The organism is Bartonella sp. B12(2025) (assembly GCF_053795135.1).
In genome coordinates this window covers 559,082-581,230 of record NZ_CP200031.1, presented here as the reverse complement: position 1 = coordinate 581,230, position 22,149 = coordinate 559,082, and the positions used below count along the sequence as shown (strand labels likewise).

Sequence of the window (22,149 nt, the reverse complement as noted above, 5' to 3'; positions counted from 1 at the left end):
ATCAAACGCCATGAGCGATAACAACAGCGATCTTTTTAGTATTTTAAATAATGCTCAATCTCGGATAAAAACAAAAGAAGAAAATTCACAAACTTTAGCGAGCTCAGAAGCGAAGACTTCAAAAAAAGATACGCAAGAAGACAACTATAGTGCCTTCTCTATTCGAGTGCTTGAGGGTCTAGAGCCTGTACGTCTACGCCCTGGAATGTATATCGGTGGAACAGATAGTAAAGCACTTCATCATTTGTTTGCCGAAATTATTGATAATGCTATGGATGAAGCCGTCGCTGGTTATGCAGACTTAATTGATGTATCATTAGATAAAAATGGTTATTTAACCGTTACGGATAATGGGCGCGGTATTCCTGTTGAAAATCACCCTCAAATGCCTGACAAATCTACTCTTGAAGTCATTATGACTCAACTCCATTCAGGTGGAAAATTTGATGGAAAAGTTTATCAAACTGCTGGTGGGCTACATGGAGTAGGAATTTCTGTCGTTAATGCTCTTTCTGATGACATGGAAGTCGAAGTAGCACGAGAACGAAGACTTTATCGACAACGCTTTTCACGCGGTATTCCTCAATCTGGATTGGAAGATTTGGGTGATGTTTATAATCGCCGTGGGACACGCGTTCGTTTTCATCCTGATAGTAAAATTTTTGGTGAAAAAACAGCTTTTGATCCAGAAAAAATTTATAAGATGACGCGCTCCAAAGCCTATCTTTTTGGTGGCGTCAAAATTCGCTGGAATTGCGATCCTGCCATACTCGAAGGAACAAAAAATATCCCAGAAAAAGCTGTTTTCCACTTCCCTGATGGACTTAAAGACTATTTACTCTCGTCACTAAAAGATGAATATCGGGTAACATCGGAAGTTTTTTCTGGAAAAACAAAACAATGTAATGGCCATGGCTCCGTTGAATGGGCTATCGCTTGGCATGGTGGCGATTCCTGTGTGCAGTCTTACTGCAATACTATTCCTACTGGAGAAGGGGGAACACATGAATTAGGACTGCGTCAAGCTCTTTTGCGCGGATTGAAATCCTACGCTGAGTTAATAGGAAATAAGCGCGCTGCTATCATTACATCTGATGATGTTATGATTTCAACAGCAGCAATACTTTCAGTCTTCATAAAAAATCCTGAATTTGTCGGACAAACTAAAGATCGATTAGCAACAATTGAAGCACAACGTATCGTTGAGAATGCAATACGCGATCCTTTCGATCATTGGCTGACAAGTTCCCCACAGGAGTCAACAAAACTTCTTGATTGGGTTATTGAACGTGCTGAAGAACGCGTTAGACGGCGCCAAGACAGAGAAATAAATAGAAAAACTGCTGTGCGTAAATTACGTCTTCCTGGTAAACTCGCGGATTGTAGCCAAAACTATGCTGCTGGTGCTGAATTATTCATTGTTGAAGGCGATTCTGCTGGTGGTTCTGCTAAACAAGCGCGGAACAGAGCAAACCAAGCAATTTTACCTCTTCGTGGAAAAATCTTAAATGTAGCCAGTGCCGCACACGAGAAAATGAAATCAAGCCAAACAATTGGTGATCTTATACTTGCCCTTGGATGTGGAACACGCTCTAAGTATCGTGAAAAAGATCTCAGATATGAACGTATTATCATTATGACGGATGCAGATGTTGATGGTGCTCATATTACCTCACTCCTCATTACCTTCTTCTTCCAAGAGATTCCCGATCTTATTCATCAGGGACATTTATACCTTGCCGTACCTCCCCTTTACAGAATATCGCAAGGAGGAAAAGTCGCTTATGCGCGTGATGACACCCATAAAGATGAACTGCTAAAGACTGAATTCACTGGAAAAGCTAAAATCGAAATTGGGCGTTTCAAAGGGCTTGGTGAGATGCGCGCTGAACAGCTTAAAGAAACGACTATGCATCCTCAAAAACGTACGTTGCTACGCGTTTCTATTGATGCAGTGGAAATGCAAGAAACTAAAAATACAGTAGAAAGCCTAATGGGAACAAAACCAGAAGCACGGTTTCGTTTCATACAAGAAAACTCCACTTTTGCTTCAAATTTAGACATTTAATTTTTTTCAAACAACTGCTGCGTCAATCACACGCAGTTGTGGATTAACAGTTCCATTCCAATAATTCAAACTAAGATTACCAGCCAAATGGATCATTTCACCAATATTTTTAGAAAGAAAATCACCAAGCGGTGTCCCCACAGCACGGAAAGCTATTCCTTGCAGTTTTGTTCCTTCAATATTAGACATAACGAGGCGCATATGCCCTTTACCAACCTCACACAGATTGACTAACCGATGAGAGGGAAGAGCAAAAACAGGCGCATTATTCCCTGAACCAAATGGTCCTGCTTTTTCGATCATATCAAAAAGCGCTTTATTGATACCAGAAGCAGAAAGGCAACCATCTATACTGAGAGACTTTTTAGTACGTAACTGTGAAACCATTAAAGAGACTTTTTCTTCAAACCATGCTCGAAAAGTTTCAACTTTTGTCGATTGAATTGTGATCCCTGCCGCCATACTATGTCCCCCACCCTTTTCTAATAAATTTAATGCAACAGCTTCACGGACAAGTGCTCCTAAATCTATGCCGCTAATTGAGCGTCCAGATCCTACGCCACTTCCATCTTCTTTTAAAGCAATTGCAAAAACAGGACAAAAAAAACGTTCTTTTAAGCGAGATGCAAGAAGACCGACGATCCCTGGATGCCATTCTTGATGAGCAATCACAAGCGACACTAGTGTTTCTCGATCTTGATAAAGAAAATCAATATAAGATTCCGCTTGTGCTAATTGAATGCTCTCCATTTCTTGGCGTTCTTGATTAAATTGATTTAATTGTTCTGCTATTTTATCAGCTTCATCTCTATCCTCACAACTGAGCAAACGCGCTCCCAAAGCTTGGTCACCAATACGCCCTCCTGCATTAATTCTAGGACCTAACAAAAAACCTAAATGAAAACTGTTAAGCGGCTCACCTATACGCGCAACCTTTGTTAAAGCCGCTATTCCAGGGTTATACATAGAACGAGCAACTTGAAGCCCTTTAACCACAAAAGCACGATTAACTCCCTGTAATGGCACAACATCACATATGGTCGCCAATGCAACAAGATCAAGCATACTTAGAAGATCAGGAAGCTTCTCTTCAAACTGCTTCTTTCTCAACAAATGATTAACCCATGCTAACGTAACAAAGACAACACCAGCAGCGCATAAATGCCCTTGTCCAGAAAAATCATCAGGGCGATTAGGATTGACAAGAGCAACTGCTTCTTGATGAACCTCTGACATTTGGTGATGATCTAAAATCACAACATCAGCGCCTGCAAACCTCACTGCTTTTACTGCGTCTGGACTGTTTGCACCACAATCAACCGTAATAATCAAACGGGCGCCTTCTTGCACTAACATCTTCATTGCTTGTTCGTTCGGGCCATATCCCTCAATGATACGATCAGGAATATAAATTTTTACTTCAACACCAAAATAACGAAAAAAACGCGCTACGAGTGCCGATGAACAAGCACCATCAACGTCATAATCACCAAAAACCGCAACCTTCTCTCGATTTAAAATAGCCTTGACGATGCGCTTTGCTGCACATTGCATATCCGTAAAACTTTCTGGATCTGGCATTAAGGTACGTAACGTTGGATTGATAAAAGCAACAGCTTCAGATTCATCCACATCTCTTGCCGCGAGAACCCGAGCTAGCTCATCTGGAAAACCAAACTTTTGAGAAATAGAGAGCGCATTATTTATTCCTTGAATATCAAGAGCATCTAACCAAGCCTGACCACAAGCAGAAGATTCAACATTGAGAAAATAATGGGACCGCTTCATTGCTGTTTATTTTACAATGAAAACCAACAAAATACAATCAAGAGTTAAAGTCCCCCTTTCTTAGCATCCACTCTGTCTAAAATGTGCATAAGCATTTCTCAATGCGCAGTATTATAATACCTTAATTATAAATCACTGTTTTATAAGTTTTTATTTTCTCTTGACGTAAATAAAAAGAAATTATATCAGAGCAGATAATGTGCGTTAAATATTTCACTGTGACAAAAATTTTCAACGCAAGACAATAAAAATACCCTCATATTAAAGGGTTTCAATAAAGGATACTTCTATGGCAACTTTTTCACAAAAGCCAACTGAAGTGGTGAAAAAATGGGTTATTATTGACGCAGAGAACCTCGTTTTAGGTCGTCTTGCCACATTTGTTGCTAACCGCTTACGTGGCAAACATAAAGCTACATTTACTCCACATGTCGATGATGGCGACAATGTTATTGTGATCAATGCAAACAAAATATCTCTCACCGGCAAGAAATATACAGATAAAAAATATTATTGGCATACCGGCTATATTGGTGGAATTAAGGAACGTACAGCGCGTCAAATTCTTGAAGGCCGTTTTCCTGAACGCGTTGTTGAAAAAGCTGTGGAGCGCATGATTCCTCGTGGACCACTTGGTCGTCGCCAATTAAAGAATTTACGTGTTTATGCTGGGAGCCAGCACCCGCATGTTGCACAACAGCCGGAAGCTCTTGACGTTGGTGCTTTAAACCGCAAAAACAAAAGGACTGCTTGATTATGGCTGAAGTTAATTCTCTTTCTGAGCTTAGCATAGTAACAAATGTTGCAGAAGCTAATGAAAATGTCGCCCCTATCCATGTGCAAAAGCTTGATTCACAAGGACGTGCCTATGCAACAGGAAAACGTAAAGATGCTGTTGCTCGTGTATGGATCAAACCAGGCTCTGGAAAAATCACCATTAATAATAAGGAATTCGACAAATATTTTGCTCGTCCTGTTCTTAGAATGATCCTGCGTCAACCAATCGTTGCAACAAATAGGGATACCCAATTTGATGTTATTGCAACTGTTGCAGGTGGCGGTCTTTCCGGACAAGCCGGTGCAGTACGCCATGGCATTTCCAAAGCTTTAACCTATTACGAGCCAGAGCTTCGTACAATCTTGAAAAAGGAGGGCTTTCTTACTCGCGATAGCCGTGTTGTTGAACGTAAAAAATACGGTAAAGCAAAAGCACGTCGTTCTTTTCAATTTTCAAAGCGTTAATTTTAACTTTTGTGCAGTGCATAGAGCCCCATTTTCGGTGGGGCTTTTTTATAATATAACTGCAATTATTTCATTAGCTTTTCAGTGTCTTATTCTACCATCATTTAGAAAATATTCAGTTTCAAAAATTCTTTACTCCAAAAAGTTTTTGACCATTGTGATAAAATGAGGGACAGAAATAGGTTTTGACATATATTCTTCACATCCACTTGCACGAATGCGTTCTTCATCCCCTTTCATAGCAAAGGCCGTTACAGCAACAACAGGGATAGATCTAAGTATTTCATCCTTTTTTAATTGTTTAATAACATCGATCCCCGATACCTCTGGCAACTGTATATCTACAAGGATGAGAGAAGGCATTGATGAACGAGCTAAGTCTAATGCCATAAGACCATTACGTGTTTCAACTGTTTCATAGCCACTCGCCTCTACAAGATCACGGAATAACTTCATATTAAGTTCGTTATCTTCCACGATCATGACTTTTTTTGACATTTAAATAACTCCATCCTTAGCCTTAATAAAATAGATAAATAGAAATTAATACGTATTACCTCTTGGCCAAGATAAAATGATAAAAAAAATTGTAAACAACAAATAAACTCAATCACTCCTGATAAAAGAAATTCTTCGCAACCATTCGTAACGCTAAGTTATGTTTTCATTTTATAAGAATGGAATCCGCAATAACCGTAAAGTTGTACCGTCACATATTTTAAAATTTATTATGCAAAGTTTACGGATACCCAATTTAACTTATACACCTTTTGTCGTATAAAAGATATACAACATAAAATTAGCTCAAATGCCAACTTTTGAATACGAAAAAAAGTAATTCAACAGCTTCCATAAATTATGCGCAGATTGTTTGAGAAACAATAACAATCAGCGCTTTGTATTTCTGTTCTATGTATACATAGATTTTCTATAAAAAAACGCATGTTTAAAGCAGATATTAAAGAATATTTTCTAATATGGATTTCCAAAAACTAAATGTAACTTGTTGGTTATATTTAGTTTTTTATAATTTTTATTATGGGAATATAATATAAAAACTGATACAGTTTTTATAATTCTCAAAAAAACTAATCTGAGAAGAATCTTTGAGGTTAATCGTAGCAATCAACTCTTTGATCTTTTCCTCAATAAAATGAATTTTTGTAGATTCAACTTTTTTCTAAATTAACTTTAAAAACGATAATGCAACCCACCAGAGAAACGAACTCCAGAAAAACCTGCCTTAGTAAGCTTATGTTGATAGATTAGATCACTGTGAAGTGTAATTTTTGACGACAATTGCGAATTGATACCCAAGCCAGCTTCTAAGGCAGAACCAAAGGAACCCAACCGGAAAGAATCTTTAAAATGCACAAATTGTTTTCCTCTAAAACGACTAGCAAGGTGAACCTTACCATAAAAGGAAACAACACGATCCTTTTCAGATGCTGTAAATGTTTTGGTTAAACGCCCACCAACGCGCACCAACCATTGATCAATTTTTTTCATCTCAATATCAAATCCGTCAATATCATAGGCCTTATGAAACTGAAGATGTTGATAAATAAACTGAACTTGTGGATCAAAAACAAGACCTTCATACCTCGTCATAAACAACTTACCAGCAGAAATTGAAATATTTAAGGGATTTCCTTTTAATGTTGCCGTCTTGCCCCGTGCAACAGTGATAACATCACCTTTTAACAGATCATAGGATAAAAGACCATCTACATAAAAACCAGTATTATCCTCCATACTACCATACGCTGTAACTGACCATTTATGGAATGTACTTTTTTGACTTTGTTCAACATCCCGAGGATGCAAAGAAATTTTTCCATAACTTCCCATGACTTCAAAAGACGTTGTGCTGCGCGCGCCCTCAATTCTTTTCAACAAAATACCTGCCTCTATGGCATTATAATCAAGGCTGCCTCCATAACCATATTCAAGTGCAGAAAGATCTGAAATATAACTATATCCTCCACCATAACCGTGAACAAATAAATCAGAGGCTTCATCGTTTTTTAACAATATACCAGAGTTAGTTCGCATAGCTTTTAACTTCTTGTTTTGACTGCTTATATCCATCAATCCAACATGAAACAAAGCATTTGGCAAAAGAAGATAGGTGGGAACTTGCGGAACAACATCCTTCATCCTTAGCTCAAAATTAGGTATAACAGATGTAATCAGAGCAGGCTGAACGTATTTACTCTCGAGGCGAAAATCCCAAAAATCTCCATCGCCTTTTGCCAGTCTTTGAGCAGTACGCGCATTTCCAAGAGAAGAACCTGGACTATACGCATGGAGGTAATATTGATAGGGCAAACCTTCCAATGCAATATAAGAACTACTCAACTGAAAAGAATTTTCAGCCGCTTTTCCAAAAACTTGAATAATCGAAATACTGTGATCATTTTCACCGTTTGCGAGCTCCTCTTGTTTCCCTCCAATAAACTGCACATAGACTGTAGTTTTTCCAGAAACATCACCATGAATCAACAACCGATCAGTCCTTTGATTATTGAATGAACCATCAGCATTGAGATACGTATTGAGATAAAGACGTGCACCATCTTGTGCACTATCAACTTCTTCCCTCCCCTTTCCAATATGAAGTGTCTGATACTTTTGGAACATTGGAGGTTCGAAAGCAATAACACTATCAGAAAGTTTTACGAATGAAATGAACGAAACTGCACGGTCCGAAAATTGCGGATTTATTTCTTTCCTTTTTGTCAAAATCCATTTTGATCCTCCCGTTAAATAAAGTTCAGCAATAGAATTATCAGTAACACGAGTTCCCCCTATAAGTGCAGAAGAATCAGCTAAAATTGTCACAGAGGCCTCATTTTCCGCTGTTAATAATAAATCACCAGAGATTTCTGTGCCTGCTGTTACTGCAATATAACTGGTACTATTATTACTATGAATAGCTGTACCATCTGGAACCTCAAAAGCTGTCTTTTTCAAAAAAACAATTCCTTGTTTGTGTTCACTATTTCCTTTCTCCGTATCAAAGTGCATGCCATATTTGTTACCTGTCAGCATAACTTTCGAATCTTCAATATTAATTCGCGAAACTAAGGTATTTTCTTTTTGGCTCACACTTGACTGTGCGTTAGCATCCAACCCGATCCAAAAACCGCTAACATCTGCGGCAATAACATTGGTACCCTTTAAATCAATAGAAGCGTTCTGGTTCACATTTAAAACTGCATGAACAATATCATCTTCTCTATTTGTATTTTTTTATCCTTCGTTTTTTCACTTTTTGAAATAACGGTAACACCATCTAAAGCTGCACTCCCCCTCCACGTAAACTGCAGCCGCATTCTTAACATCAATGGATCCACCAGTCATCTTAATATCCGCATCAACTCCACTGAAAAGAGCTGCTTCTTTGCTAATACCCTCACCTTCTACTTTAATTTTTGTATTAGTTAAAACAACAGATGTTTTTTGCTTCTCTGCATATACCCGAGCAGCTTCAACTATTCCACGATTTACCTCAATCATTCCACTGTCAGCTCTAAGACCTGTTGACACATCCTTAAAGGTTGAATCGCTCAAAACAATTTTTCCACCTCGCGATGCAACTACACCATAACCGCCTTCTACACCATCAGTGCCTTTAACTTGGACACGCATTACCTGGACAACTGTACCTAGCTCCTGTGCCACTATAACAGCAGACGGTATGAAAGAATTGTCTCTCCCACTTTCTTCTTCAGGGGATTTAAAGAGCTGATATACTTTATCAGTAATTGTATGTTTTGCACCATCACTGCATCTATAAGGTAATTTGCTTTCATCACACAAAACTGACACGGACGAACGAGAACGTGCCTCAACATCTATGCTGGATAAAAAAGGGAAAATAGCTGCTGTTAAAACACATAAATGTAAGTGACTTCTAGATACTCTAATCATCATTTCTCTTCAAACTTTCTTTTTCTCAACAAAAGAAAAAAATGTAGGCATAAAATAAATATAGAGAATCTACCATTTATGTAACTAATCGCATAGCGATTTAATCCGTTTCGGATTTTATGTAAAGCGGGAATACAAAATATGAAAAAGATAAAATGTACAAAAATGGAATAACGTGCGTCTCTCTAATAGCAGCAAAAGTCCAGAAAAAAGCTCCCCAATATACAACAGCCATTATATCAAATTTTGATATAATGGCTGTCAATGCTTAAAGTAAAGGCTTGGATAAACAAACAGAATTTTGAATCAAAGCAAAGACCCTTTTAAGCCCTATCATCAATACTTTACATTAAGGTAATAAAGCACTTCAAAAAATACTCTTTAACGCTGTGATCTTTTCCTCATAAAAAGATGAAAATGTTACACCTAAACAGAACGTAAGATAAAAAACTGTCCAAATAAAAATTATTTGCGTAATAGTGTGGATCTTCAGCTAGAAAGCAAGATACAGTGTGGCATTCACCATCCTGAAATTGAGAATAAGCAAACAAATATCTTACAAAAATTAGTTCTGTTAAAAATAAGCGTCTATGGTAGTAGTAGATATTTGAGAAAAACCATTTTTATATCGAGTAAGTTTCAATAAATAATAACTAACAGTTATACCCACACAGTTCAGAGCGACAATAATATGTCGATTGTTCCTGATAAGCTTCGCCCGTATTTTAGTTAAGTAAACTATTATTTTTTGGCTCCCTTTTCCATTAGCGCTTTTCACTTGGTTACTTCTCTAAGGATATGCGTGCCACTGATGCTATCTTTTCATTCTCAATACGCTTTATAAGTCGTGCTCATCCTTAGCCACATTGGTCACACCAAAGTTATCATTATCCATAAACTGCTGATATCTCGCTATCGTAAGATTTTCTAAAAACGAGTCGCGTCATAATTCTGCTGAAAAATAGATCCCTTTTAAATCCTGTAATTTGTACCTGTAGCTTGCTTTGGTCGACGCAATCATCAATTGATACAAATTCCTTATAAGGGAGGCAATATTGTCAACAAAAGAATAGATTGGTCGCTGATCACATTTTGAGAGTGCTTGTCCAAAAGGGCTACACCGGGCATCCTTCTATCCTGAAATCAACCGCCTTTTATTTTTGGCTTAATCTTTATTTCTACCCTGTATATCATCTTCTTTTTTGAAGAATAGAGTTTAAGTGCATAGAAGCAAATAACAAGTCCTATAATCCAACTCACACCTACGATTAATACCGGTCGCGTATCATCAAAAGACCATAACAAAATAAAAATAAATCCCATAAATAATATAGAGAAAATTGACCCTATTGGCCAAAAAAGAACAGGAAATTTTAAACTACACTGCACTTCTTTAGGAATTTTAAGACGCATACAAACTTGCGAAAATAAAATCATCATCCAAACAAAGACTGTTGCAAATGTTGCCATTGCTGCAATGAGAAAAAAAAGCCGTTCATGATAAAAATAATTGAGAACAACGCCAAGAAGAAAAATACAAAAGATCAATAAAATAACAAAAATTGGTATACCGTTTTTTGATAAATATTGAAACTTTTTCAACGCATAACCTTCTTGCGATAACCCATGTATCATGCGAGCAGCACCATACATTGCACTGTTCATTGCTGAAATAGCTGCTGTAACAATAACAATATTTAGAATATTAGCTGCTGATGAGATCCCAAGACTTTCAAAAATTGAAACGAAAGGACTATCCATAAGGCCAATTTTATTCCAAGGATAAAGTGACATTAAAATGGCTAAGGTCATAATATAAAAGAGCAAAATACGAATCGGAACAGAATTAATTGCCTTTGAAATAGTTTTATGAGGATCTTGTACCTCCATCACTGCCATCCCGATAATTTCTATGCCACCAAAAGCAAAGACAACAACACTAAAGCAGGCTAAAAAACCAAACCAACCATTGGGAAAAACACCACCATTTTTCCACAAATTATGAATACCAATAGCAGAGGAAACTGTATCTGTCCCCCAACTATACAAAATAATTGCTATTCCTAAAACAATCATAGCAATAATAGCAATAACTTTGATAGAGGATAACCAAAACTCTAGCTCACCATATACTTTTACTGCTGCCAAATTAATACCAGTAATAATCAGTGTAATGCTGAGTGCCCATATCCAAGGAGCAACATCAGGATACCAAAAACCCATATAAGTCGCAAAAGCCGTGATATCAGCTAAACCAACAAGAACCATTTCAAAGACATATGTCCATCCTGTTAAAAAACCAGCCAACGGAGATATGTAATTTGCAGCATAACGAGCAAAAGAACCTGGCAGTGGATTATAAATAATCATCTCACCGAGAGCCCGCATAACTATAAAAATAGCTAAACCAGCAATACAATAAGCAATCAAAACACTTGGACCAGCAAGCTTAATCGCTTGAGCAGATCCGTAAAAAAAACCCGTTCCAATAGCAGAGCCAATGGCCAAAAAGATAACCTGGCGCTTGTTCATACCTTGTTTAAGTTCATTTGTTACCATTTCTTTCCTTCTTCAATACAATGTCGACTAAAAACCGTAGCACACACGACGCCGGCTTCATAATGAATAAAACCTCACGTTTTCTCCTGAAGATATATTTTAAAAAGCACAGAACAATAGCCAGTCAGAAACTCTATCCTAGGCAATAAAAAAATACTTTTTGTGATTTATTCAGCTTCTTCACAGTTTGCAACTTTTTTATCATTTTATTTAAGTCAAATGGTAACGTAATTTTTTATAATTGTCATTTAAATCATTTTGACATTCTCTGCTTTTTTGCAGAAAAAATATTGAATTTAATGTAATATGAACATAATGTTTTTTCCACTTGCAAAAGTATAAGCTCAAAATTTTTACAGTGATATTTGAGATAAAATACGTTAAATTTCCTATTGGAGCTCTGAGAAAACCTATATTGCTTTTAACAAATTGTAAAAGGCATCTCACAAATAAACTTTTAACAAGCATGAAGCTAATTGAATGGTTTAAAATCAATGATAAAATGAAGCTCACCAAATTTCAAAGACCTGAGAAAGCGCAGATCCAGTCAACTTTTTAAAGAATCTTTCCACTCTCAATGCGAATTTTCCAAGAAACAGCTTTTGTGTTGGCAATAATAGCCTCTTTAAGTGTTTTCCCAATAATAGATCTATTTTTTAACGCTTTGATCTAAAATGTGAATGACAGCCATCCCTTTCCTTGTTTTTGCACCACTGTTGTAACAACAACAGTATCTTAGGATTTACTTCTCCAAAGATTATAATGAACCTTCACAGTTTGCTAAAAACAAAAAATAGTTATTGTAAAAATAAAGGAAATAAATTTTTAAAATCGCAAAGTGCCTTAAAAACAAGAAAAACACGCGACAAAATTGTCAATTTTACTGGATGCGATACACATAATCCACTGTTAATAAAGATACAATCATACAAAATATATACAAGATCACAAGCTATAATTTATAACTTTATAGAGGATAGGTTAAAATCGATGGTCTAAAGCATCCCTGAAAACAGTTCAAAAATACTATTTTTCATAATCTTGTACTGATAAATCAAACAATCATGAGATATGGTATTAGGAGATAACCGAGAAAGAACATCTAACACATATCATCCTAATAAATTGAGCAATGTTTATTAAATTGCTCAAACACACCATCGAGATCAAAATTCCGTATGAGGTATCTCAAGAATTAAGTGCTTCCTCTTTCTACTTGGTTTCAAAATAAATATCACTTTGAGTTTAGTTGAGGAAAAGTTTTTTCTGGTAAAATAGATAACAAATGCCCTTCACTGATAAGTATATGTCCCTTATGAAGATCTGGAGCCAAATAGCGATCTTCTTTAAGACTATCAATATCTTTGCGTAGATGCTCTATAACAGACTGCAATAAAGGGCTTGTTTTCAAAGGAGCACGATATTCAATTCCTTGTGCTGCAATAAGCGTCTCAATACCAATAATAGTAGAAAGGTTTTCACTCATTACCAATAACCGACGAGCACCATGGCAAGCCATCGAAACATGATCTTCCTGATTTGCTGAAGTTGGTGTTGAATCAACTGAAGCAGGATATGCCATTTGTTTATTTTCAGACATTAAAGCAGCTGCGGTTACTTCAGCAATCATAAAACCCGAATTAAGACCTGCATTTTTTGCTAAAAAAGCTGGAAGTCCATAAGAAGCTGCTGGATCAACCATAAGAGCAATGCGCCTTTGAGAAATCGATCCTATTTCACATAAAGCAAGAGCGATCTGATCAGCAGCAAATGCCACAGGTTCAGCATGAAAATTTCCACCCGATACAACCTCACCATTACTTAAAATCAATGGATTATCTGTGACTGCATTTGCTTCAATAATGAGTGTTTTTGCTGCCGCTGCTAAAATATCAAAACATGCGCCCATAACCTGTGGTTGGCAACGTATACAGTAAGGATCCTGTACACGGACATCATCACGCAAATGTGCAACCCGAATTTTTGAACCTTCTATAAGCTTTTCTAATGTCTTCGATACAACAATCTGCCCATAATGTCCGCGTAAAATATGGATATCAGGATGAAATGGCGCTGTTGAACCCATAACAGCATCCGTTGTCAACGCCCCTGCAAGAAGTCCACCACACAATACCCGATAACTACGGAAAAGACCTGCAAGAGCAAGTGCTGTTGATGTTTGGGTACCATTAATAAGAGCCAGACCTTCTTTGGCCTCTAAAGCAATAGGAGACAACCCAGCTTTCTCTAAAGCATCTGCCCCACTCATGCGAATGTTTTGAAAAAATGCTTCTCCCTCTCCCATCATAACAGCAGCCATATGAGCAAGCGGCGCAAGATCACCTGATGCACCAACAGAGCCTTTTTCAGGAATGACAGGAATAACTCCATTTGCAAGCATATTTTCTAGCAAATGCACCAACTCTAAACGAACACCAGAAGCCCCTTGCCCTAAAGAAAGGAGCTTTAAGGTCATTATCAAACGCACAATATTTTCAGCTAAAGGTTCTCCCACACCACAACAATGTGACAAGATAAGATTTCTTTGTAAAGTGGCTACATCGTTTGCATCAATTTTAATCGAGGCCAATTTACCAAAACCGGTATTGATACCATAAACCGGTTCACTTCCAGCAGCAATTTCAGCAATGCGCTCTGCTCCCTTCCTGATAGCTAGATGCGTATCACTATGAAGTTTACTCACTTCACCATTGAAATAAACAGCTTCAAGTTCGTTAAGTGTTACTTCACCCGGTTTTAGTATAATAGTCATAACTTTCTTTCTTACTTATTTTAAAGTATAATACTTAGCATTGTTGACTTTTCTATAAAATAAAAAGATATGCCTACTTTATAGAAGGATTAAAACTTATCAGACAAATAAATTCTGCTCATTCTTTAACTTATAAACAGCAAGATTGACCATTTGCCTTTTTAAGCGTCGTTTTATGAAAGAGCTCTTTTACACGTCCTTTTCCTCAGCTCGAGGTAGAGTTGGCTTTTTGTCGTTTGAAATATACATAATACAAATAGTACTTCAAGTGTATTAAATATGCTTTGAAATACATCAACAATAAGTATTAAAATCATATTTTCTTTAAATACAAGGTTAAGATGATGAAACTATCGCCTGTGATACTTAGAGCGTTTATAGCTTCTTCTCTGTACCAATGTTATTAAGGTGCACTAGAGTAGATAACTTAGAGCAATACAAAACCTTTATCAAAACTATGAAAATAAAAATTTCTAAGATTCAGAATAACGCCCAAATTTTAAAATAGCAAAGAACTTATAGAATACTTTAAGAAAAAATATACAACCTTTCATCACACATACAGAATATGATAATAGTTAGTTTCGGAGTTATTTAACAACGTTGCGAATAAATTCTCCAGAATTGATATTTTAAAGCATTATAACATATTGCTTATATCTTGTGGAAACTTTGCTGATTTGTGCAAGATAATAAAAGTGTGCTAACGTCAGTGTTTAACAACTTTAAAACTGAACTTAAGAATTTTAAGGCTCATGCAACGCAATATGATACTCCTAATTGGTTTTTTATAGCAAACCTTGAAACAAGCTTTAATGATCCAATTTTTGAGTAAGCAGAAAAGTTTTTGGGTACTCCAACTGACATATTAGCCGAAAAGAGCAAATTACTCATACCGATGAAATGATAGTACGCAATTAAATCACTCATTTTAGCAATACAGCTAGGATTTTCTCTCCCACTACAGATGTATACCGTACGATAATATCTAAAGAAAACATAAGACCACCACGGGATATAGCTATTTTGAAAATGGAAGCAATATTTAAAAAACGCAATACATGTCTTTAACCAATGAAAAAAGCACCCACTGCCCTGTCAATATAAAATCTATACATTGTGTTTTTTGATTCTTATTGTGTACCAAAGGAGACTTTTAGCTAATAAACAATTACATGTTTTCTTAAAAATGTTTCTGGAGAGCATAAAGAAAAACCCGCAAAATGATAAGATATGATAATTTTGATCTTCTATAACCAAATACTATAAAACAGCATAAGGATTTACTATTTATAGAGACGTTATGTTTCTTTTATCTCTTGATAGTGCTCAATTACTGTTTTGAATTCACTGTTTAAAACCGTTTGGATCTGTATTTGTAAGAGCACCATCATAAATAGCACTTGCTAAGCCTTTTACATATAAATAGTCACTTTTTACTGTAATACTGTTGGAGAGCATCATATTGCTCTTGAGCGTGATTACCTTGCAAACAAAGCCATCTGGTATAAGTGCCAAAAAGCCGTTTTTGCCTCTTATACGTTAAAAAAACGCTTTGCACGCCATTTCTATTGTCAACGAACTATTTAATGAGCTTACAAAAATAACAATACGAAGAGTATAGATTTATACCACTTTACAAATAATTTGTATGAAACATTCCCTTAAGCAAATAATAAAAAAATTCTTCACTCTGTTTACAAAGAGAACTGAAGACATTGAGAATAGGCTTTTTAAATTTAAATCCATTACCGAAACAACAAGATAAATTGGTTTTACGTAATAAATTCTTCCATTACGTATCCCTCTCCTTTATCTAAATACTAAAAATACTTAACAGAAAAAATTACATAACCAGCAATAAACTTTACTTCTCTAAAATAATTTAGTTATTCTGTGCATAACTTAACAAGCACCCCCAATAACCATCTTAATAAAAATAGCTTCGTCTCTTCTAGGTAGAATTTTCATAAATGATGCGATATAAAATTAAGAAGTTTGGTGCACCCGACAGAATTCGAATCTGTGACCTCTGCCTTCGGAGGGCAGTGCTCTATCCCGCTGAGCTACGGGTGCTTGCAACTGAACAGTGATCTTTTAACTGATAATACCCTCAGCTTCAATAATGAATTATCATTCTTTAAAAAATACTCGCTTATGATTTATATTTCTATACACTTTTTTTATCCCATTCTGCTATTACACACTATCTTAAACAGATCACTTTTCTTACAAAAACAACTTTCATATACAGCTTCAAAATTTTCAAGAAGTACGCTAAAAAATGAGTTGTGAATATCAGGATAACTCTTAATGATTACATTGCCAAACCGCTTTCATTTTATTTCCGCAGAGACTGAAGAAGCCGTTAAAGCTACCAGTAAACTAATTTCCATTTATGGACATTCTTCTCTTGAAGAAACCGATGTTGTTGTCGCAATTGGTGGCGATGGAACAATGTTACAAGCAGTGCGCGATGTGATGAATACAGGAAAACCTATTTATGGTATGAATCAAGGTTCTATAGGTTTTTTTATGAATGAATTTCATGAACAAAAATTGCCAAACCGTATTGCTATCGCACATAAAAAGGAAATTCATCCTTTGCGCATGATTGCAAAAGTAGAATGTCAAGGGCATATTGAAGCACTTGCAATCAACGAAGTATCTCTATTTCGTCAATCTTATCAAGCAGCTAAGATTCGCATCAGTATTGATGGTGACGTGCGCATGGAACAATTAATTTGCGATGGTATTCTCGTCGCCACACCAGCGGGATCCACTGCATATAATTTGTCAGCACAAGGACCTATTTTGCCTCTCATGGCTCCCCTTATGGCACTCACTCCTGTTAGTCCCTTTCGTCCTCGACGCTGGCATGGAGCATTGCTTCCTAATACAGCAACAGTATGCTTTGATATGCTCGAATCTGAAAAACGTCCTGTAAACGTCGCAGCCGACAATGTTGAAGTTAAATCTGTTCATTCTGTTGCTATTTCAACAGCAACAGAAGCAACAGCCACAATCCTTTTTGACTCTAACCATTCGTGGGATGAACGTATTTTATCAGAACAATTTCGCTATTAATTATTGTATTATACTTTCTATGCGTATATGGTTGTTATAGTTGACTTTTTTGTGAAGGCGCCTTAATCCTCTAGAATAGTATAAAATATTTAATCTCATAAATGATTTGGATAGCGAAATTAAAATCGCAAAGCAATTGATAGAATGATACCACCTTTAAACAGTTTTGATGATCTAGGTCTTTCTGCAAAGGTTATGAAAGCAGTTAAGTCAGCGGGATATACAGTTCCAACGCCTATTCAAAGTGGGACGATTCCGCATGTGCTTCAAAGAAAAGACGTTTTAGGAATCGCTCAAACGGGAACGGGGAAAACAGCCTCTTTCGTTTTGCCTATGCTCACACTGCTTGAAAAAGGCCGTGCAAGAGCACGAATGCCTCGTACTCTCATATTAGAACCAACACGAGAACTTGCAGCCCAAGTTGAAGAAAATTTCGATAAATACGGAATAAATCATCGTTTAAATGTCGCACTCTTGATTGGTGGCGTTTCTTTTGAACACCAAGATCGTAAACTTGAACGGGGAGCTGATGTTCTTATCGCGACGCCAGGACGTCTTCTTGATCATTTCGAACGTGGTAAATTACTCCTAATGGGAGTTGAAATTCTTGTTATTGATGAAGCTGACCGCATGTTAGATATGGGGTTTATTCCTGATATTGAACGTATCTGTAAACTAACCCCCTTTACGCGTCAGACCTTGTTCTTTTCTGCAACAATGGCGCCAGAAATCACAAAACTAACAAAGCAGTTTTTACACTCACCTGTGTCTGTGGAAGTTACAAAAGCATCCTCAACAGCCACTACAATTACACAGCGGCTCGTCAAATCTGGAAATAAATCATGGGATAAAAGGGCTGTTTTGCGAGAACTTATCTACAATGAAGGCAACGAGCTTAAAAATGCTATTATTTTTTGTAATAGAAAAAGAGACATCTCTGAACTTTTTAGATCGCTCGTCAGACATAACTTTAGTGTAGGCGCACTTCATGGAGATATGGATCAATATTCGCGTATGAGCACGCTATCTGACTTTAAAAATAATAAACTCAAACTTCTTGTCGCTTCTGATGTTGCAGCCCGTGGACTCGATATCCCAGATGTAAGCCATGTTTTCAACTATGATGTTCCTACACATGCTGAAGATTATATTCATCGCATTGGTCGTACAGGACGTGCAAATCGTAGCGGAAAAGCTTTTACGATCGTTACAAAAGCGGACAAAAAATACATTAGCGCTATTGAAGAAATCAGCAATGAAAAAATTGCGTGGCTCAATGGGGATCTCTCTACTTTAACGACCGATAATCATGAAGATGACATCGCTTTAAAGAGAAAATCTCCAAAACAGTTAAAGAAAACAGCTCAAAAAGAGCGTATTGTTCAAACCAAAAATAATAAAGCAAAACCATCTGAACGACATCACCCTCAAAAAAATAAGAATTCCACTTCCCCTGGATTTGGCGATGATATCCCAGCGTTTATGCTCATAAAAATCCGTAATTAAAGCAATTAACTAGAATCTTACTATCTTTGATAGTGCAAAAAAATAAACAAAGTGCTCTGAAAATGCTGCTCTTACTCCCCTTGAGTCAACAATCTTTCTATGACTTTCTCTCGCCCTAAGAGCTGCAAAAGTTTCCCCATTTCAGGTCCATGATCCATTCCAGTAAGTGCCTGACGTAACGGCATGAACAAAGCTCTCCCGCTACGACCTGTTTTTTCTTTCAATGTTGTCGTCCAAATTTTCCAACTTTCATCATTCAATACACCTTCAGGCAAAAAGTTGATAGACTGATGCACGAATGCACGATCTTCAAGCGCCACTGTATCAAAGCTCTGTTCATCATAAATAATTTTCCACCACAAGACAGCATCATTCACTTTGTCAATATTGCTTCTTATCGCGTTCCAAAAACACTCCGCCTTTTCTCCATCAATAGAAAAATTTTTAAGCCGCGTTTTAACTTCCGCATAGGTTAACTCATGAACAAGATGACTATTCAAAATAAAAAGATCAGCAGTGTCAAATTTTGCAACTGATTTTGACGTACCTTGCAGACTAAAGTGCTCTAAAAGCGCTGCTTGATTAGGATAGGGATGTACATTTTGCGATGTTCCGATCAAAACAGCAAGGCATTGAACAGCTATAGATTCCAATCCCTCCTCCCGTAAAGAACGAATAGAAAGATCATTGTTACGTTTTGAAAGCCCTTTTCCTAAAGCTGTAGTCAATAAATTTATATGGCCAAAAACTGGTAATTCTGCGCTGAGAGCTTTAAAAAGAGCGATCTGAGCGCCTGTATTTGTAATGTGATCATCCCCACGAATAATATGTGTAATAGCCATATCTATATCATCAACTACAGAAGGCAACGTATAAAGGTAGCTTCCATCTTCACGAATTAGAATAGGATCTGAAAGAGAGGATAAATCAATCGCCTGTTTTCCCTTTACTGCATCATTCCAGCAAATCTCCGTTCGCTTTGTTTGCAAAGGATCATTTTCAAAATTAGGAAGAAGAAAACGCCAATAAGGTTTACGACCTTGCTCTTCAAATGCCTTTTTATTTTCTTGGGTCAATTTCAATGCAGCACGATCATAAATAGGAGGCAATTTGCGAGAAAGTTGGATTTTACGACGCCGTTCTAATTCTTCCACGGTCTCATAACAGGGATAAAGAAGACCACGTTGTTTGAGAATTTCCGCAGCTTCATCATATCGACTAAACCGTTTAGATTGATAATAAATCTCATTCGGTTGAATACCAAGCCACTCAAGATCAATCGCAATAGCATCAATATATTCCTGCTTAGAACGTTCAACGTCTGTATCATCATAGCGCAAAATAAATGCTCCATTATGCGCTTGCGCATAAAGCCAGTTGAACAGAGCAATACGAATATTGCCAATGTGAATATAACCTGTTGGAGAAGGCGCAAAACGAACTTTTACCATAAAAATAATACTCAATTTTTATCGCGAAAATAATTGACAATGGGATAACGACGATCGCGTCCGAAATTTTTACAACTGATTTTTACACCGGGTGCAGATTGTCGTCTTTTGTATTCTGCTACGTAAAGAAGGTGCTCAACTTTTTCAACCGTTTCCCGTAAATACCCACGTTTAACAATATCACAAATACTCATGTCATTTTCGACAAGAAATTGCAAGATATCATCTAGAACAGGATAAGGAGGTAAAGAATCTTCATCTTTTTGATTTTCCCGAAGCTCTGCAGAAGGTGCTTTTTTTATAATGTTGGGTGGGATCACAACTCCTTCTGGCCCCATAAAATTTTGCAAATGGTTTTTATTGCGCCACTCCGCTAATGCATAAACCTGCATTTTATAAATATCTTTAAGAGGGTTAAACCCTCCATTCATATCACCATAAAGTGTTGCATATCCCACAGCCATTTCCGACTTATTCCCTGTTGTTACCACCATTGAGCCAAATTTATTCGAAAGAGCCATTAAAATAGCCCCACGTATACGGCTTTGAAGATTTTCTTCTGTAATATCAGATGGCAGCCCTAAAAAAACAGGTGACATTGTATTTAAAAAATCTTCAACAGTTTGCACAATCGATATTATTTCATAACGACATCCTAAAAGATGTGCACACTCTTTAGCATCTTTCAATGATTCTTGTGAAGTGTAATGATAAGGCATCATTACGGTGCGAACCCTCTCAGCGCCAAGAGCATCCACAGCCATTGCCGTACAAAGAGCTGAATCAATTCCTCCTGAAAGACCAAGGATAACATCCTTAAAGCGGTTTTTATTGACGTAATCTCCCAAACCCAGAACACAAGCTTGATAATCAGCAGCTAATTCATTGAAAAGACTTTCATTTGGACCAGAAACACATTGCCATCCAGTCGTTTTTCGTTTCCAATGACTTAAAGCAATATGGCTTTCAAAATGTTTCATTTGAAACACCATTTTTCCTTGCTCATTTAACGCAAAAGATCCTCCATCAAAAACGAGCTCATCCTGACCACCAACTTGATTAGCATAAATAATCGGTATGCCAGATTGAAGAGCTTGTGCACGAACAACTTCTATACGCTTTAATGTTTTGTTACGATAATATGGAGAGCCATTAAGAATGAGGATAATCTCAGCTCCTTTATTGCCAAGTTCTGCACAAAGAGAAGAGTCATTCCAAATATCCTCACAAATTACTATTCCTAATTTTATCCCGTGATAGACAATCGGCTCAGGGCGTGGACCAGGAGAAAATAATCGCTTTTCATCAAATTCGGCATAATTAGGTAAATCAAACTTCAAGCTTTCAGCAATTACCCGTCCTTCATCAAGAAGCACGACACCATTATAAATATTATTATTACGACTCAGCGGAAGACCAATTACGATTCCTGTCCCCCCTACTGTTGTCTTTGCTAATTTCTTAACAGCATCTTCGCATGTTTTTGTAAAAGCAGGCTTAAGAACAAGATCTTCCGGCGGATAAGCACTTATAAAAAGCTCAGTGAATAAAACAAGATCGGCACCTTCTTCTTTAGCCTTTTGATGCGCCATTACGGCAAGAGAAAAATTTCCTTCAATATCACCAACGATAGGATTTAATTGGGCAACTGCTACCCGAAAATCATTTTTCATAAGCCTTTGTATCATTTCATTAGTTTAGCAACCATAACTCTGTTTTATTTGTTGAATAATATTCCT

Annotated in this window: 11 protein-coding genes, 1 tRNA gene and 1 pseudogene; 5 read left to right on the top strand and 8 right to left on the bottom strand. The window is 36.9% G+C overall.

Annotated elements, in window-relative coordinates:
- Window positions 1–10: 10 nt before the first annotated feature.
- On the top strand, window positions 11–2,068 hold the full coding sequence (gene parE / locus V3564_RS02430) for a DNA topoisomerase IV subunit B (protein ID WP_455481246.1): 2,058 nt from the start codon (window positions 11–13) through the stop codon (window positions 2,066–2,068).
- 6 nt (window positions 2,069–2,074) lie between these two features.
- On the opposite strand, the gene recJ is transcribed toward parE, so the two are convergent.
- A complete protein-coding gene (gene recJ / locus V3564_RS02425; RefSeq protein WP_455481245.1) occupies window positions 2,075–3,856 on the bottom strand; it encodes a single-stranded-DNA-specific exonuclease RecJ in 1,782 nt (593 codons plus the stop codon).
- Window positions 3,857–4,145: 289 nt separating this feature from the next.
- Here recJ and rplM point away from each other — a divergent pair, with 289 nt between their 5' ends.
- Window positions 4,146–4,610 carry a 50S ribosomal protein L13 gene (gene rplM / locus V3564_RS02420; protein ID WP_455481244.1) on the top strand — a complete coding sequence of 155 codons (465 nt, stop codon included), beginning with the start codon at window positions 4,146–4,148 and terminating at the stop codon, window positions 4,608–4,610.
- 2 nt (window positions 4,611–4,612) lie between these two features.
- On the top strand, window positions 4,613–5,098 hold the full coding sequence (rpsI, locus tag V3564_RS02415; protein WP_455481243.1) for a 30S ribosomal protein S9: 486 nt from the start codon (window positions 4,613–4,615) through the stop codon (window positions 5,096–5,098).
- Between the two features lie 132 nt (window positions 5,099–5,230).
- Here the strand turns inward: rpsI and V3564_RS02410 are convergent, their stop codons facing one another.
- The 5 genes and pseudogenes from V3564_RS02410 to V3564_RS02390 all read right to left on the bottom strand — a co-directional run bounded on the left by V3564_RS02410 (window position 5,231) and on the right by V3564_RS02390 (window position 16,442).
- On the bottom strand, window positions 5,231–5,596 hold the full coding sequence (locus tag V3564_RS02410) for a response regulator (protein ID WP_455481242.1): 366 nt from the start codon (window positions 5,594–5,596) through the stop codon (window positions 5,231–5,233).
- 693 nt (window positions 5,597–6,289) lie between these two features.
- Window positions 6,290–9,034: pseudogene (locus V3564_RS02405) on the bottom strand (autotransporter family protein).
- Window positions 9,035–10,177: 1,143 nt separating this feature from the next.
- Window positions 10,178–11,593 (bottom strand): amino acid permease, encoded by a 1,416-nt coding sequence (locus tag V3564_RS02400; RefSeq protein WP_455481241.1) that lies wholly within the window; start codon window positions 11,591–11,593, stop codon window positions 10,178–10,180.
- A 1,234-nt stretch (window positions 11,594–12,827) separates the two neighbouring features.
- Complete coding sequence (hutH, locus tag V3564_RS02395; protein WP_455481240.1) at window positions 12,828–14,366, bottom strand: histidine ammonia-lyase; 1,539 nt, start codon at window positions 14,364–14,366, stop codon at window positions 12,828–12,830.
- Between the two features lie 1,999 nt (window positions 14,367–16,365).
- Window positions 16,366–16,442, bottom strand: a tRNA-Arg gene (locus V3564_RS02390).
- A gap of 237 nt (window positions 16,443–16,679) precedes the next feature.
- Here V3564_RS02390 and V3564_RS02385 point away from each other — a divergent pair.
- Window positions 16,680–17,453 carry an NAD kinase gene (locus tag V3564_RS02385; protein WP_455481239.1) on the top strand — a complete coding sequence of 258 codons (774 nt, stop codon included), beginning with the start codon at window positions 16,680–16,682 and terminating at the stop codon, window positions 17,451–17,453.
- Between the two features lie 144 nt (window positions 17,454–17,597).
- Window positions 17,598–18,959: a DEAD/DEAH box helicase gene (locus tag V3564_RS02380; protein ID WP_455481238.1), complete on the top strand. Its 1,362-nt coding sequence runs from the start codon at window positions 17,598–17,600 to the stop codon at window positions 18,957–18,959.
- A gap of 71 nt (window positions 18,960–19,030) precedes the next feature.
- On the opposite strand, the gene gltX is transcribed toward V3564_RS02380, so the two are convergent.
- Together gltX and V3564_RS02370 are read right to left on the bottom strand one after the other, a co-directional pair.
- Window positions 19,031–20,410, bottom strand: coding sequence for a glutamate--tRNA ligase (gene gltX, locus V3564_RS02375; RefSeq protein ID WP_455481237.1), 1,380 nt, complete (start codon window positions 20,408–20,410; stop codon window positions 19,031–19,033).
- 11 nt (window positions 20,411–20,421) lie between these two features.
- Window positions 20,422–22,083: an NAD+ synthase gene (locus V3564_RS02370; protein ID WP_455481236.1), complete on the bottom strand. Its 1,662-nt coding sequence runs from the start codon at window positions 22,081–22,083 to the stop codon at window positions 20,422–20,424.
- Window positions 22,084–22,149: the final 66 nt, after the last annotated feature.